The organism is Streptomyces sp. NPDC059852 (assembly GCF_042731455.1).
GTDB lineage: Bacteria > Actinomycetota > Actinomycetes > Streptomycetales > Streptomycetaceae > Streptomyces.
Window position 1 is genome coordinate 33,897 of record NZ_JBHWJK010000018.1, and the last position, 15,452, is coordinate 49,348.

General features: G+C 72.9%; 14 protein-coding genes. 10 read left to right on the forward strand and 4 right to left on the reverse strand.

Annotated elements, in window-relative coordinates:
• Window positions 1–26 precede the first annotated feature (26 nt).
• The 8 genes from rplT to ACFV46_RS22600 all read left to right on the forward strand — a co-directional run bounded on the left by rplT (window position 27) and on the right by ACFV46_RS22600 (window position 9,816).
• On the forward strand, window positions 27–410 hold the full coding sequence (gene rplT / locus ACFV46_RS22565; RefSeq protein ID WP_006141703.1) for a 50S ribosomal protein L20: 384 nt from the start codon (window positions 27–29) through the stop codon (window positions 408–410).
• 132 nt (window positions 411–542) lie between these two features.
• Window positions 543–1,391 carry an RNA methyltransferase gene (locus ACFV46_RS22570; RefSeq protein ID WP_361930709.1) on the forward strand — a complete coding sequence of 283 codons (849 nt, stop codon included), beginning with the start codon at window positions 543–545 and terminating at the stop codon, window positions 1,389–1,391.
• Between the two features lie 53 nt (window positions 1,392–1,444).
• A complete protein-coding gene (locus tag ACFV46_RS22575) occupies window positions 1,445–2,569 on the forward strand; it encodes an ATP-binding protein (protein WP_376728586.1) in 1,125 nt (374 codons plus the stop codon).
• A 145-nt stretch (window positions 2,570–2,714) separates the two neighbouring features.
• Window positions 2,715–3,836, forward strand: coding sequence for a phenylalanine--tRNA ligase subunit alpha (gene pheS, locus ACFV46_RS22580; protein WP_361930713.1), 1,122 nt, complete (start codon window positions 2,715–2,717; stop codon window positions 3,834–3,836).
• Window positions 3,836–6,349, forward strand: coding sequence for a phenylalanine--tRNA ligase subunit beta (gene pheT / locus ACFV46_RS22585; RefSeq protein WP_385499417.1), 2,514 nt, complete (start codon window positions 3,836–3,838; stop codon window positions 6,347–6,349). The genes pheS and pheT overlap by 1 nt, the downstream gene beginning before the upstream one ends.
• A gap of 173 nt (window positions 6,350–6,522) precedes the next feature.
• Window positions 6,523–7,548 (forward strand): PP2C family protein-serine/threonine phosphatase, encoded by a 1,026-nt coding sequence (locus ACFV46_RS22590; protein WP_385499419.1) that lies wholly within the window; start codon window positions 6,523–6,525, stop codon window positions 7,546–7,548.
• 275 nt (window positions 7,549–7,823) lie between these two features.
• A complete protein-coding gene (locus tag ACFV46_RS22595) occupies window positions 7,824–9,164 on the forward strand; it encodes a transcriptional regulator (RefSeq protein ID WP_361930721.1) in 1,341 nt (446 codons plus the stop codon).
• Window positions 9,165–9,240: 76 nt separating this feature from the next.
• Entirely contained in the window at window positions 9,241–9,816 is a 576-nt protein-coding gene (locus tag ACFV46_RS22600; RefSeq protein WP_385499420.1) for an NUDIX hydrolase, read from the forward strand.
• Window positions 9,817–9,824: 8 nt separating this feature from the next.
• Here ACFV46_RS22600 and ACFV46_RS22605 read toward each other — a convergent pair whose 3' ends face one another.
• Window positions 9,825–10,082 carry a hypothetical protein gene (locus tag ACFV46_RS22605; protein WP_361930726.1) on the reverse strand — a complete coding sequence of 86 codons (258 nt, stop codon included), beginning with the start codon at window positions 10,080–10,082 and terminating at the stop codon, window positions 9,825–9,827.
• A 229-nt stretch (window positions 10,083–10,311) separates the two neighbouring features.
• Window positions 10,312–11,184 carry a 3-hydroxybutyryl-CoA dehydrogenase gene (locus ACFV46_RS22610; RefSeq protein WP_361930728.1) on the reverse strand — a complete coding sequence of 291 codons (873 nt, stop codon included), beginning with the start codon at window positions 11,182–11,184 and terminating at the stop codon, window positions 10,312–10,314.
• A 200-nt stretch (window positions 11,185–11,384) separates the two neighbouring features.
• Between ACFV46_RS22610 and ACFV46_RS22615 the strand changes: the two genes are divergently transcribed.
• Window positions 11,385–12,647 carry a glycoside hydrolase family 10 protein gene (locus tag ACFV46_RS22615; RefSeq protein ID WP_385499423.1) on the forward strand — a complete coding sequence of 421 codons (1,263 nt, stop codon included), beginning with the start codon at window positions 11,385–11,387 and terminating at the stop codon, window positions 12,645–12,647.
• Between the two features lie 37 nt (window positions 12,648–12,684).
• Here the strand turns inward: ACFV46_RS22615 and ACFV46_RS22620 are convergent, their stop codons facing one another.
• Together ACFV46_RS22620 and ACFV46_RS22625 are read right to left on the reverse strand one after the other, a co-directional pair.
• The gene (locus ACFV46_RS22620; RefSeq protein ID WP_361930732.1) at window positions 12,685–12,885 is read right to left on the reverse strand and encodes a DUF1918 domain-containing protein; all 201 of its coding nucleotides are present in this window, start codon (window positions 12,883–12,885) and stop codon (window positions 12,685–12,687) included.
• 94 nt (window positions 12,886–12,979) lie between these two features.
• Complete coding sequence (locus ACFV46_RS22625; protein WP_361930735.1) at window positions 12,980–13,951, reverse strand: DMT family transporter; 972 nt, start codon at window positions 13,949–13,951, stop codon at window positions 12,980–12,982.
• Here ACFV46_RS22625 and ACFV46_RS22630 point away from each other — a divergent pair.
• Entirely contained in the window at window positions 13,950–15,392 is a 1,443-nt protein-coding gene (locus ACFV46_RS22630; protein WP_385499425.1) for a PLP-dependent aminotransferase family protein, read from the forward strand. The genes ACFV46_RS22625 and ACFV46_RS22630 overlap by 2 nt on opposite strands.
• The last annotated feature ends 60 nt before the right edge of the window (window positions 15,393–15,452 follow it).

Here is a 15,452-nt window from a genome sequence, read left to right on the forward strand (position 1 = left end):
CGGCCCCGCTACAAGGAGTTAAACAAGTGGCACGCGTCAAGCGGGCAGTCAACGCCCACAAGAAGCGCCGGGCGATCCTCGAGCAGGCCTCCGGCTACCGCGGTCAGCGTTCGCGCCTGTACCGCAAGGCCAAGGAGCAGGTCACCCACTCGCTGGTCTACAACTACAACGACCGCAAGAAGCGCAAGGGTGACTTCCGCCAGCTGTGGATCCAGCGCATCAACGCCGCTGCCCGCGCGAACGGCATCACGTACAACCGCTTCATCCAGGGTCTGAAGGCCGCGAACGTCGAGGTCGACCGCAAGATCCTGGCCGAGCTGGCCGTCAACGACGCCAACGCGTTCGCCGCGCTCGTCGAGGTCGCCCAGAAGGCGCTCCCGAGCGACGTCAACGCCCCCAAGGCGGCGTGACGCCGCGCCGGCTCTGAGCTGACGCCGAAGGACCCGCAGGCTGCGAGCCTGCGGGTCCTTCGATTGCCCGCCCGGTTTGTTCGCGATCCCGTCGCAACCCGCGTCGAGACCCCGCAGAAGGTGATGGAACCCATGGCGCCCCCCGCCCCCGAGCCGATCTCCCCCCGTTCGCAGCGCGTGCTCGCCGCACGGCGCCTGGCGAAGCGGAACTTCCGGGGCAAGGAGCGGCTGTTCCTGGCCGAGGGGCCGCAGGCCGTGCGGGAGGCCGCCGCGTACGGCGACACGCTCGTCGAGCTGTTCGCCACCGTCGAGGCGGCCGAGCGGTACGCCGACATCATCGGCGAGGCACGGACCGCCGGCGCCCGGGTGCACCTGGCCGACGAGCAGGTCATCGCCGACATCTCCACCACGGTGACGCCCCAGGGGCTCGTCGGCGTCTGCCGGTTCGTCGACACCCCCTTCGAGGACATCCTCGCCGCCCGGCCCAAGCTGGTCGCCGTCCTCGCGCACGTCCGCGACCCCGGGAACGCCGGGACCGTGCTGCGCTGCGCCGACGCCGCGGGCGCCGAGGCCGTCGTCCTCACCGACGCCTCCGTCGACCTCTACAACCCCAAGGCCGTACGGGCCTCCGTCGGCTCCCTGTTCCATCTGCCGGTCGCCGTCGGCGTGCCGGTGGAGCGGGCCGTGGCCGGGCTCAAGGACGCCGGGGTGCGGGTCCTCGCCGCCGACGGCGCGGGCGACCGCGACCTCGACGCCGAGCTGGACGAGGACACCATGGGCGGGCCCACCGCCTGGGTGTTCGGCAACGAGGCATGGGGGCTCCCTGAGGAGACCCGCGCGCTGGCGGACGCCGTCGTGCGCGTCCCCATCCACGGAAAGGCCGAGAGCCTGAACCTCGCCACCGCCGCGGCCGTATGTCTCTACGCGTCGGCCCGTGCACAGCGCGCCTCCGGAGGGTGCCGCTCCGTCACCGAGAGCTAGTAGGGTGACCAGCTCGGGGGCCCCTCAGCCGTCGTGAGAGGTGGGGTACGGGGATGAGTGTCGGCACGAGCAGCGCACCGGGGGCACAACAGGTGCGGCCGCCTGCCGAGGACACCGCGGGGCTCGGCATCGACCCCGACGACCTGCCCGACGGCCTCGTCGTCGCCGACGAGCACGGGCAGGTGATCTGCTTCAACGCCGCCGCCGAACGCATCACCGCCGTCCCGGCCGCCACCGCGCTCGGGCAGCGCCTGGAGACGGCGCTGCCGCTGGAGGACCTGGAGGGCCGGCGCTGGTGGCAGCTGACCGACCCCTACGGCGGCCTCGCCATCCGCCGCAGGCAGCCCGAGCGCAATCTGCTGCTCCCCGGCGGCCGCGAGGTGCTGGTCGCCGTCCGCTACGTCCGCGCCGAGCCGGCCGGCCCCGTCCGCCGCGTCGTCGTCTCGCTGCGCGACACCGAGGCCCGCCGCCGCACCGAGCGCAGCCACGCCGAGCTGATCGCCACCGTCGCGCACGAGCTGCGCTCGCCGCTGACCTCCGTCAAGGGCTTCACCGCGACCCTGCTCGCCAAGTGGGAACGCTTCACCGACGACCAGAAGCGGCTCATGCTGGAGACCGTCGACGCCGACGCCGACCGGGTCACCCGGCTCATCGCCGAACTGCTCGACATCTCCCGGATCGACAGCGGCCGCCTCGAGGTGCGCCGCCAGCCCGTCGACATCGGCGCGGCCGTCGGACGGCACATCCAGGCGTACGTCGCCGCCGGGCAGCCCGCCGACCGGTTCCTGCTCCGCGTCGAGCAGCCGCTGCCCGCCCTGTGGGCCGACCCCGACAAGATCGACCAGGTGCTCAGCAACCTCATCGAAAATGCCGTGCGCCACGGCGACGGAACGGTCACCATCGACATCACGGCCTCGCCGTCCCCCCGCGAGGGAGAGGACACCGGCACGTCGGTCACCGTGAGCGACGAAGGCCCCGGCATCCCGGAGGAGTCCATGAACCGCGTCTTCACCCGCTTCTGGCGGGGCAGCAAGCGCGGCGGCACCGGCCTCGGGCTCTACATCGTCAAGGGCATCGTCGAAGCCCACGGCGGCACCATCACGGTCGGGCGCGCCCCCGGGGGCGGCGCCCGGTTCCGATTTACGTTGCCCGTGGCGGCACCGGCCTACCTCACCTGAGAGCCGGACCGGCCCCCACGGGCGCTTTCGCTCACCTCAACCCCGTTAGACTCGGCCTTTGGCACCTTTGTGTCCCCATGACCGAGACGAGATGTCCGCGAGTCGGTACGGGGCCATCCGCCAGCCAACGGAAGCACGGGAAGAGATGTCGGCACCGAACAAGTCGTACGACCCTGTCGAGGTCGAGGCACTGAAACCAGAAGAGATCGAGCGCATGCGGGACGAGGCGCTCGCCGCCTTCGCCGCCGCGGACTCCCTCGACGCGCTCCAGGAGGCCAAGACCGCCCACACCGGCGGCGCCTCCCCGCTGGCCCTCGCCAACCGCGAGATCGGCGCCCTGCCCCCGCACGCCAAGGCCGACGCAGGCAAGCGCGTGGGCCAGGCCCGCGGCGCCGTGAACAAGGCGCTCGCCGCCCGCCAGGCCGAGCTGGAGGCCGAGCGCGACCAGCGCGTGCTGGTCGAGGAGGCCGTGGACGTCACGCTGCCCCACGACCGCGTGCCGGCCGGCGCCCGCCATCCGCTCACCACCCTGTCGGAGCGCATCGAGGACATCTTCGTGGCCATGGGCTACGAGGTCGCCGAGGGCCCGCAGGTCGAGGCCGAGTGGTTCAACTTCGACGCCCTGAACATCGGCCCGGACCACCCGGCCCGCGGCGAGGCCGACACGTTCTTCGTGGAGGGCCCCGACGGCGGCGCCGACTCCGGCGTGGTGCTGCGCACCCACACCTCGCCCGTGCAGATCCGCTCCCTGCTCGACCGCGAGCTGCCGGTGTACGTGATCTGCCCCGGCCGCGTGTACCGCACCGACGAGCTGGACGCCACGCACACCCCGGTCTTCCACCAGGTCGAGCTGCTCGCCGTGGACGAGGGCCTGACGATGTCGGACCTCAAGGGCACCCTGGACCACATGGTCCAGTCGCTGTTCGGCGAGGGCATGAAGACCCGGCTGCGGCCGAACTTCTTCCCCTTCACCGAGCCGAGCGCCGAGATGGACATGCTCTGCTACGTCTGCAAGGGCGCGTCGGTGGGCAACCCCGACCGGCCCTGCCGCACCTGCTCGTCCGAGGGCTGGATCGAGCTCGGCGGCTGCGGCATGGTCAACCCGCGGGTGCTCACCGCCTGCGGCGTCGACCCGGAGAAGTACAGCGGCTTCGCCTTCGGGTTCGGCATCGAGCGGATGCTGATGTTCCGCCACAACGTCGAGGACATGCGAGACATGGTCGAGGGTGACGTCCGGTTCACCCGGCCGTTCGGGATGGAGATCTGATGCGGGTCCCGCTTTCTTGGCTGCGGGAGTACGTCGACCTGCCGGCCACCGAGACCGGCCGCGACGTGCAGGCCAAGCTCATTTCGGCCGGCCTGGAGGTCGAGACCGTCGAACAGCTCGGCGCCGACCTCAAGGGCCCGCTGGTCGTCGGTCAGGTGCTGACCATCGAGGAGCTGGAGGGCTTCAAGAAGCCGATCCGCTTCTGCACCGTCGACGTCGGCCAGGCCAACGGCACCGGTGAGCCCCAGGAGATCGTCTGCGGCGCCCGGAACTTCTCGGTCGGCGACAAGGTCGTCGTGGTCCTCCCCGGCGCCACCCTGCCGGGCGGCTTCTCGATCTCCGCGCGCAAGACGTACGGCAAGACCTCCCACGGCATGATCTGCTCCAGCGACGAGCTGGGCATGGGCGACGACGGCACCAAGGGCATCATCGTGCTGCCCCCGGAGACCGAGGTCGGCAAGGACGCCGTCGAGCTGCTCGAACTGGTCGACGAGGTCCTGGACATCGCCGTCACCGCCAACCGCGGCGACTGCCTGTCCATCCGCGGCGTCGCCCGCGAGACCGCCATCGCCTACGGCCTGCCGCTGCGCGACCCGGCGCTGCTCGACGTGCCCGGCCCGAACGCCTTCGGCTACCCCGTGAAGGTCTCGGACCCGCTCGGCTGCGACCGTTTCACCGCCCGCACCGTGACCGGTGTGAGCCCCGAGGCGCGCTCGCCGATCTGGCTCCAGCGCCGGCTGCAGAAGGTCGGCATGCGCCCGATCTCGCTCGCCGTCGACATCACCAACTACGTGATGATGGAGCTCGGCCAGCCGCTGCACGCCTACGACCGGGGCCGCGTCCAGGGCACCATCGGCGTGCGCCGGGCCGAGGAGGGCGAGAAGCTCGTCACCCTCGACGGCGTCGAGCGCACCCTCCACTCCGAGGACCTGGTCATCACCGACGAGCACGGCCCCATCGGCCTCGCCGGCGTGATGGGCGGCGCCAACACCGAGATCGCCGACCACGACGACCTCGAGAACGCCTCCACCGAGATCGTCATCGAGGCCGCCCACTTCGACCAGGTGTCGATCGCCCGCACGGCCCGCCGGCACAAGCTGTCCTCCGAGGCGTCCCGGCGCTTCGAGCGCGGCGTCGACCCGGCCGCCGCCGCGGCGGCCGCGCAGCGCACCGTCGACCTGCTGGTGCTGCTCGCGGGCGGCACCGCCGAGGCCGGTGTCACCGAGGTCGTCACGCCGTCCGCGCCGCACACCATCACGGCCCCCGCCGACCACCCCGACAAGGTCGCGGGCGTCGAGTACGGCCGCGAGACCGTCGTGCGCCGGCTGCAGCAGATCGGCTGCGACGTGTACGGGCAGGACGAGCTGATCGTCACCGTGCCGTCCTGGCGGCCCGACCTGCTGGAGCCGAACGACCTCGCCGAGGAGGTCATCCGGCTGGAGGGCTACGAGAACCTGCCCTCCACCCTGCCGAAGCCGCCGTCCGGCCGCGGTCTCACCGCCCGCCAGCGGCTGCACCGCCGGGTCGGCCGCGCGCTGGCCGGCGCCGGCTACGTCGAGGCGCCGAACTACCCGTTCGTCGGCGAGCAGATCTTCGACCAGCTCGGCCTGGAGGCCGACGACCCGGCCCGCCGTGTCGTCAGGCTGGTCAACCCGCTCAACGACGAGGAGCCCGCGCTGCGCACGTCGCTGCTTCCGGGCCTCCTCGCCGCGCTGCGGCGCAACGACGGACGCGGTACGCACGACCTCGCGCTGTTCGAGACCGGCCTGGTCTTCCAGCCGCGCGAAGGCCGGGCCGCCGCCGGGCACCTGCCCGTGGACCGGCGCCCGACCGACGAGGAACTGGCCGCGCTGGACGCCGTGCTGCCCGAGCAGCCCCGGCACGTGGCCGCCGTCCTCGCCGGTGCCCGCGAGCAGGCCGGCTGGTGGGGCCCCGGGCGTCCCGCCGGATGGGCCGACGCCGTCGAGGCCGCGCGCCTCGTCGCCCGTGAGGCGGGGGCCGCGTTGACGGTCCGCTCCGGGCAGTACGGGCCGTGGCACCCGGGCCGCTGCGCCGACCTGGTGATCACCGTGGACGGCGCGGAGCGGGTCATCGGTCACGCCGGTGAGCTGCACCCGCGGGTCCTGAAGGCCCTGCACCTGCCCGCGCGCACCTGCGCGATGGAGCTGGACCTGGACGCCCTGGAGCAGGTCGGCGACGACACGCCCCAGGCACCGAGCATCTCCACCTTCCCCGTCGCCACGCAGGACGTCGCCCTCGTCGTCGACAAGCCGGTCCCGGCCGCCGAGGTCGAGGCCGCGCTGCGCGAAGGCGCGGGCGAACTGCTGGAGGCCATCCGGCTGTTCGACGTGTACGAGAACGAGGAGCAGCTCGGCGACGGCAAGAAGTCGCTGGCGTACGCCCTGCGCTTCCGCGCGGGCGACCGGACGCTGACCGTGGACGAGGCGTCGGCCGCGCGGGACGCCGCGGTGGCCCTCGCGGGCGAGCGGACCGGAGCGGTGCTGCGCGGCTAGCCCCCGGGCGACTTCCTTGCGCCCCAGGTGGACGCCAGGGGGTCACCTCACCCGATAGGGTGATCTCCCCGGGCGATCTCGTCGTTCCAGGGCATCTGCCGACAGAATCGGACCGGCCTTTCGAGGCCGGTCCGATTCTGCGTCGTCAGGGCCTTTCCTGGGGGGCCATCGGCATGTTCCGCATCAAGGCTCGGCTTCCCCGCACAGCGCCCGCCGTCGGGCTCCCCGCGGTCTGGGGCGCCACGGTGCTCGCCTACGAACTGACCTGTCCGCCCGCGCAACGCGAAGGGCTGTGCGCCCGAGTCGTCTCCGGGGCCGTCCTCCTCGCCGTGGGCGCCGGCCTCCTCCTGCACACGCGGCGCGCCCTGCTGCGCGAGCTGCGCCGGGCCCGGACCGTCGCCGGCGCCGCGCAGAGCGTGCTGCTGCGCCCGCCGCCCGCCCGCGTCGCCGGGGTGCGGGTCGCCGCCGCCCAGCTCTCCGCCGACCGGGGCGCCCGGGTCGGCGGCGACCTGTACGAGGTCGCCGCCACCGACCACGGCGTACGCGTGCTCATCGGCGACGTCCGCGGTCACGGGATCGGCGCCCTGGGCACCGTGGCGGCCGTCCTCGGCAGCTTCCGCGAGGCCGCTCACGACGAGCCCGACCTCGGCGGGGTGCTACGCAGGCTCGACCGCGCCATGGCCCGCCACCTGGGCGAGCGGGCCCACGACGAACCCGTGGAGGACTTCGTCACCACGCTGCTCCTGGAGATCCGCCCGGACGGCGAGCTCGTCGCCCTCAACTGCGGGCACCCCTGGCCCTTTCTGCTGTGCGAGGGCCGTGTCGAGCCGCTGGCACGGGCCGACCCGCTCCCTCCCGTGGGCCCGTTCCCGCTCCCGGGCGACCTGGCCCCCGTGCGGTGCGGCGTGTTCCTGCCGGGTGACGTGCTCGTGCTGTACACGGACGGTGTCGAGGACGCCCGGGACGCCACCGGCCGGTTCTTTCCGCTCCGCACGATCCTGGCCGGACTGGCGGGCCGTCCGCCGGCCGCTCCCGATACCACCCTGCGCCTCCTCTTCTCCGCGCTCCTGCGGCACACCCGAGGCCGCCCGGGGGACGACGTGGCCCTCGTCGTCCTGACCAACGACCGGGCGCGCGTCACCTGCGGCCCCCTCGCGGCACGGACCTCCGACACGGGCGGTTCCGCGCCCGCCACCTAGGCGGTGTCTGACCATTCCCTGGCCTACCGCCGGCGCGCCGTCCGCCCCGCCACGGAGTGTCGGGCAGGCAGCCGGGCGGACGGCGCGGAAGCGGGCCGCCGCACTGTACGAGGGGGAGCCGGCGGCCCGGCCGGCCTCTTGCGAGGCATTTCAGTCAACCGGTACGAAACTCTCCGCGACAGCGCGCGCACCCTACGGATTCGCGCACTCCGTTCACACCCCGTGTGAACCGGTTCGCACTAGTCTGTCGGCACCGAGCCACCCGGGGGGCATCCATGCAGCCCAACACTCTGCTCGACGCGATCCTCGACGAGGCGGGGATCTCGCACGCGGGGCTGGCCGCACATGTGAACCAGGCGGGACGGGCGCGCGGGCTCGCCCTGAGATACGAACACACGGCCGTCGCACGGTGGTTGAAGGGGCAGCGGCCCCGCGGCCAGGTCCCGGACCTGATCTGCGAGGTGCTCGCCGGGCGGCTGCACCGCACGGTCACCCTCGACGACATCGGGCTCGGCGTGCCGGGCGAGCAGTCGGCCGCGCACACCACCTCGCTGTCCGGCTTCGTCGAGCGGGCCACCGCCCTGTGGCGCTCCGACGAGCAGCAGCGCCCGCACATCCTGGGCGCCCCCGCGGTCACCGGCACGCCCGCCGTCATGCCCGTGTGGGAGTGGGAGAACCCGCCCGAGGACGTCGACGTCTCGCGGGGCGGCCGGCACCGGGTCACCGCCGCCGACATCGAGATGCTGCGGTCCGCGCGCGCCCACTACGAGCAGATGTACCGCAAGGCGGGCGGCATGGCGACGCGCACCAGGATCGTCGGCTTCCTCAACGCCGAGGCCGCCCCGCTGCTGCGCGGCAGCTACACCGACGCGACGGGCCGTCAGCTGCACCGCGCCACCGGCGGATTGGTCGCCATCGCCGGGATCTGCGCCTACGACTCGGACGCGCACGGGCTGGCGCAGCGCTACTTCCACCAGGCGCTGCGGCTGGCCAAGGCCAGCGGGGACCGGGGACTGGGCGCCTATGTGATCGCGCTGCTCGTCAACCAGGCGCTGTTCATGCGGGAGTTCCGGCAGGCGGTCGCCTTCGCCGAGGCCGCGCTGCGGGCGGCCGGCAAGCACATCACCCCGGCGCTCGCCTCCGATCTGTACGCGATGCAGGCGAAGGCGTACGCGCACCTCGGGGACGGTACGAGCGCGTTGTCCTGCATCCGGCGTGCCGAGCAGGCCGCCGAACGCATCCGGCGCGGCTACGAACCCGACGAGACGGGCTATGTCCAGCCCGGCCTCGTCAACGTCCAGGTGGCGGAGGCGCTGCTGAGCCTCGGGGAGGTCGCGGCCGCGCGCGAGCACGCCGCGGCGGCCGTGGACAACCCCGCGCACGACCGCGGCCGGGTGCACCGGCTGGCCATGCTCAGCACGATCGAACTGCGCCAGGGCAACGCGGACAAGGCCGTGGCCATCGCCGTGCAGATGGCCGAGCAGGCGCGCGGAATGGAGTCGCAGCGGCTGCGCGACAGACTCCGGGCGGTGCGCGAACACCTGGTGCGCAGCGGCTGCGCGGGGACCTCCGAGGCCGCGGCACTCATCGACGGGGCACTGCGCGTACCGCTCTAGACCTCGCCCGGTCTCCGGCACAACTTCGGGTCGCTGCTGCGATATTGCCACTTACTCGACGGAAGGTGGCAGAACCGTGCAGTGGACGAAACAGAACGAACAAACTGTGTATGAAAACCGCTGGTTCACCGTCAATCTGGCCGACGTGGAACTGCCCGACGGCCGGCATCTGGACCACTTCCTCATACGGATGCGGCCGGTCGCGGTGGCCACCGTGGTCAACGAGGCCAACGAGGTCCTCCTGCTGTGGCGCCATCGCTTCATCACCGACAGCTGGGGGTGGGAACTCGCGGCGGGCGTCGTCGAGGACGGTGAGGACATCGCCGGCGCGGCCGCCCGGGAACTGGAGGAGGAGACCGGCTGGCGGCCGGGACCCCTGTACCACCTGATGAGCGTGGAGCCCTCCAACGGGCTCACCGACGCCCGGCACCACATCTACTGGGCCGAGGAGGGAGAGTACGTCGGGCATCCGGTGGACGACTTCGAGTCGGACCGCCGGGAGTGGGTCCCCCTCAAGCTCGTTCCCGACATGGTCGCCCGAGGGGAGGTCCCGGCCGCCAACATGGCGGCCGCGTTACTGCTGCTGCACCATCTCCGGCTGGGGCAGGACGTCCTGGGCCGGCGCGCGGACCCGCCCTGGCGTGCCCCCTGAGACGCCCTCTAGTGCCCGACGGCCTGCCAGATCGCCACGATCAGGGCGCCCACGGCGACGAGGGCGGCGACCGCGGGCAGTGGCCAGCGGGCGTGTTCCAGTGTCGTGATCCGGGAGCCGAGCTCGTCCAGCTCCTTGGCGCTCTCCTCGGTGCGGTGTGTCAGCAGAGTCAGCCCGCCCTCCACACGGGCGTAGGCGACGTCGAGCCGGCGTCGTAACTCTGCGAGTTCCCCCTGAACGGCGGGATGCTCGGGATCGGCGGTCACGTGTCCGCTCCTTTCCGCAGTGGTCTTCCATCCCTGGCATGCGCAGCAAAGTGAACTCGCCTGGTGGACGCGTGGGGAGCGTGTGCGAACGGCATATGCGGGCCCGGCTCGCACACCGGGTGCGAACCGCGCGGGCCCGGCACCTTTCCCGGTGCCGGGCCCGCGCGTATGACCGGAATCTGACCGTCAGTAATCAGCCAAGGGCGTGCACGCCGTCGATCGTGGGCCGTCAGCCGTAGGCGTAGAAGCCCGAACCGGTCTTCCGGCCGAGCCGGCCCGCGTCGACCATCCGCTGCAGCAGCGGGGGAGCGGCGTACAGCGGCTCCTTGTACTCGTCGTACATGCTCTGCGCCACGGACGCGACGGTGTCCAGGCCGATCAGGTCGGACAGCTTCAGCGGGCCCATGGGGTGGGCGCAGCCCATCTCCATGCCGTTGTCGATGTCCTCACGGCTGGCGATGCCGGTCTCGAACATCCGGATCGCGGAGAGCAGATACGGGATGAGGAGGGCGTTCACCACGAAGCCCGAGCGGTCCTGGGCGCGGATGGCGTGCTTGCCGAGCAGCTTCTCGGCGAAGTTCTGGGCGCGGGCGAGCGTGCCCTCGGAGGTGGTGAGCGCGGGGATCAGCTCGACCAGCTTCTGCACCGGCGCCGGGTTGAAGAAGTGGACGCCGATGACCTGGTCCGGACGCGAGGTGGCGACGGCCAGCTTCACCAGCGGGATCGAGGACGTGTTGGAGGCGAGGATCGCGTCCGGCCGGGTCACGACCTGGTCGAGCACCTGGAAGATCTCCGTCTTCACCTGCTCGTTCTCGACGACGGCCTCGATCACCAGGTCCCGGTCGGCGAACTCGCCGAGATCGGTGGTGAAGGACAGTCGGGCCACGGTCGCGTCCCGCTCCTCCTCGCTGATCTTGCCGCGCTCGGCGGCCTTGGCCAGGGAGTTGAGCAGCCGGGTGCGGCCGATCTCCAGGGCCTCGCCGGTGGTCTCGGCGACCTTCACGTCCAGCCCGGAGCGGGCGCAGACCTCGGCGATGCCCGCCCCCATCTGGCCGCAGCCCACGACACCGACGCGTGCAATATCTCCGGAGATGCCGGTCACATCGTCCCCTTCGCTGATCCACGACTGCGGCAGGTCCGCCGTTGTTCGGCGCCTGCTCCAAAAGGGCACGTTACCTTCGGCGCAGCTTGATCGATCGTTCGGGTGCCTCATGAAAGGCTGACGCCGGACCGGTCCGGTTCGTCCGGATCGGTCCTGGAACGGGGGTCCTTGACCGCGTCACCACGGGAGGTTCGAAGACGATGCTGCACCGGAAGTCACCGCTGTCACGACGGGCGTTCACGGTCACCGCCCTGTCGGCACTCGTGGCGTCGGGCGGAGCCCTGACGGCGGGGACAGCCGTCGCCGACGGGCCCGGCCGTGACCGACGCCACGCCGCCCGGGAGATGCGCGGGATGTGGCTGGCGACCGTGGCGAACCGCGACTGGCCCTCCCGGCAGGGCCTGAGCGCACGGCAGCAGCGCACCGAACTCCTCGCCCATCTGGACACGGCGGTGAAGCGCCGCCTCAACACGGTGATCCTCCAGGTGCGCCCCACGGCGGACGCCCTGTGGCCGTCGCCGCACGAGCCCTGGTCGCAGGTCCTCACCGGCACCCAGGGCCGCGACCCGGGCTGGGACCCGCTGGGCACGGCCGTCACCGAGGCCCACAAGCGCGGACTGCAGCTGCACGCCTGGTTCAACCCGTACCGCGTCGCCAACCACGGCGACCCCGGCCGGCTCATCGCCTCCCACCCCGCCCGGCAGAACCCCGACTGGGTCGTGCCGTACGGCGGCCGGCTCTACTACAACCCCGGGCTGCCGGAGGTCCGGGCGTTCGTGCAGCGGGCCATGCTCGACGCCGTCGAGCGGTACGCGGTCGACGCGGTCCACTTCGACGACTACTTCTACCCGTACCCGGTCGCCGGGCAGTCCTTCGACGACGACGACGCCTACGACAGGTACGGCAGCGCCTTCCCGGTCCGGGCGGCGTGGCGGCGGGACAACATCGACCAGCTGGTCAAGGAGATGGCGGCGGCCGTCAAACGGATCAGGCCCACCACGCAGTTCGGGGTGAGCCCGTTCGGGGTGTGGCGCAACGCCGCCACCGACTCCCGCGGCTCCGACACCCGCGCCGGCGTGCAGACGTACGACGATCTGCACGCGGACACCCGCACCTGGGTGCGCGAGGGCTGGATCGACTACATCTGCCCGCAGCTGTACTGGAACATCGGGCTGCCCGCCGCCGACTACGCCAAGCTCGTGCCGTGGTGGGCCGCGGTGGCGAAGGGCAGCAGGACGCGGCTGTACCTGGGGGAGGCGCTGTACAAGGCGGGTGACCCGGCGCAGCCCGCCGCCTGGCAGGACCCGGCGGAGCTGTCACGGCATCTGACGCTCGCCAAGAAGCACGCACAGGTGCGCGGCCATGTCTTCTTCGCCGCCAAGGAGGTGGCGGCGGACCCTATCGGGGCCGTCTCCCGCGTGGTCGCGGACCACTACGGGCAGCCCGTGGCGCCCCCGGTGTGACCGGCCCGGCCGGCGGGCGCCGGGCCGGTGGACACGGTCAGTGGGACATCTCCTGGTGACGGTGGCGGATCTCGGTGTCGGGGCCGGGGGAGCACAGCCCCTCGTGCCCGTCCTCGAAGCGGACGCGGTACGGGGGATTGCCCTCCGAGCCCAGGATCTCGACGATCTCGCCGACCTTGTCGTGCTGTCCGACCACCCTGCCGTGCTGGACAAGCTGGTCGCCCACGGTTGCGCGCATGGGTTGGGCCTCCTCAGCGGATGCGGGAGCAGCGGTCCGTGGCCTTGAGTCTACGGCGCCAGGCGGGAGCGGGAGGCGGGCCGGAACGGACCCGTCAGCCACGTGCCCGCTGGGTCACGGCGATACAGACGAGCACCGCCGCGGCCGTGAGGGGCGCGGCCACCGTCAGGTGCTCGCCCAGCAGGAGCACCGACCACACCAGTGTGAGCAGGGGCTGGGCCAGCTGCAACTGGCTGGCCTTCGGGATGCCGATGGCGGCCATGCCCCGGTACCAGACGACCAGCCCGAGGAACTGCGAGCCGGCCGCCACCCACAGCAGCCCGGTCACGCCGTGCCAGGTCCACTGCACGGGCTCGTGGGCCAGTGCCACCACCGCGGCCGGCAGGCCCACCGGCAGGCACAGCACCAGCGCCCAGGCGATCACCTGCCAGCCCGGCATGGTCCGGGCCAGCCGGCCGCCCTCGGTGTAGCCGGCCGCGCACACCAGCAGCGCCGCGAACAGGTACAGGTCGGCCGTGGTGAGGGCGCCGCCGCTCTGCTGGACGGTGAAGGCGACCACGGCTGCGGCGCCCGCGAGCGCCGCGAGCCAGAAGGTGCGCGACGGCCGGGTGCCGACCCGCAGCGCGGAGAACAGGGCGGTCGTCAGCGGCAGCAGACCGACGACCACGGCGGCGTGCGCGGTGGTGGACGACTGCAGCGCGAGCGTGGTGAGCAGCGGGAAGCCGAGGACCACGCCCGCCGCGACCACCGTCAGCGCCGCCCGGTCCCGGCGCCCGGGGAGCGGCACGCGCAGCGCCAGCAGACAGCCGCCGGCGATCAGCGCGGCCAGCACGCTGCGCACGGCGACCAGCGACCAGGGGCCGAACCCCTCCAGGCCCCAGGCGGTGGCGGGGAACGTCAGGGAGAAGGCGGCGACCCCGAGGCCGGCCTGGAGAGTGCCGCGGACGACCGGGGTGGCGGGTGCGGCCTGGGTGGCGGATGCGACCGGGGCGGTGGGTGCGGCCGCATCCGCGGAGCTGCTGACTGCTATCGGGCTCGACGCGGTAGCGCTATTCTCAGTCCTCATGCAAGAGCGTAGCAGTGTGGGCGAGCTGGCGAATCAGGTGCGGCAAGAGCTGCACCGCTACTCTCCCGGTGAAAAGCTGCCATCGAGCAGGGCCCTGGTCGAGCGCTTCCGGGTGAGCCCGGTGACCGTCTCCCGGGCCCTCGCCCAGCTGGCCGCCGAGGGACTCGTCGTCACCCGGCCCGGCGCCGGCGCCTTCCGCGCCGAACGGCCCGCATCGGCCGCCGCCACCGGGGACACCTCCTGGCAGGAGGTGACGCTCAGCGCGGACAGCGCCACCGACCTCGTGCCGCGCTCGGTGGACGCCTCCGGGGTACTGGTGTCGCTGGCCGCCCCCTCGCACGGCGTGATCGAGTTCAACGGCGGCTATCTGCATCCGTCGCTCCAGCCCGAGCGTGCGATGGCCGCCGCGCTGTCCCGCGCCGGACGCCGGCCCGGCGCCTGGGGACGCCCGCCGATGGAGGGCCTGCCCGAGCTGCGCGAGTGGTTCGCGCGGGGCATCGGCGGGCCGGGCGGCACGGTCACGGCCGCCGAGGTGCTGATCACCGCGGGCGGCCAGTCCGCCCTGACGACGGCGCTGAAGGCCCTCGCGCCCCCCGGCGCCCCGGTCCTCGTCGAGTCGCCCACCTACCCGGGCATGCTGGCGATCGCCCGCGCCGCCGGACTGCGCCCCGTCCCGGTGCCGGTCGACGCGGACGGTGTGCGGCCCGCCCTGCTCGCGGACGCCTTCCGGGCCACCGGCGCCCGGGTGTTCGTGTGCCAGCCCCTGTTCCAGAACCCGACCGGCGCCCTGCTCGCGCCCGAGCGGCGCGGCGAGGTGCTGCGCATCGCACGTGAGGCCGGCGCCTTCGTCGTCGAGGACGACTTCGTACGGCGGCTGGTGCACGAGGACGCCGGGCCGCTGCCGCGTCCGCTGGCCGCCGACGACCCCGACGGCGTCGTCGTGCACGTGTGCTCGCTGACCAAGGCGACCTCGCCGAGCTTCCGGGTGAGCGCGCTCGCCGCCCGGGGCCCGGTGCTGGAGCGGCTGCGCGCGATCCAGGTCGTCGACAGCTTCTTCGTGCCGCGGCCGCTGCAGGAGGCGGCGGTGGAACTGGTCGGCTCGCCCGCCTGGCCCCGCCATCTGCGGGCCGTCGCCGCCGAGCTGAGGGCACGCCGGGACACCATGACCGCCGCCCTGCGCCTGTCCCTGCCCGAACTCGCCCTCCCGCACATCCCCTCCGGCGGCTACCACCTGTGGCTGCGCCTTCCCGACGGCACCGACGAGGCGGCCCTGACCACGGCCGCCCTGCGCGCCGGAGTCGCGATCACCCCGGGCCGCCCCTACTTCAGCGCCGAACCCCCGGCCCCGCACATCCGGTTGAGCTTCGCCGCCGTGGCGGGCGCGGGGGAGATCACGGAGGGCGTACGGCGTCTGCGGGCCGCCTGCGACGAGGTGCTGTGACCGCCGGGGGCGTCGGTCGTGTCCCACCTGCTGAAAAACGCTCGACGGAGCCTGCCGGGC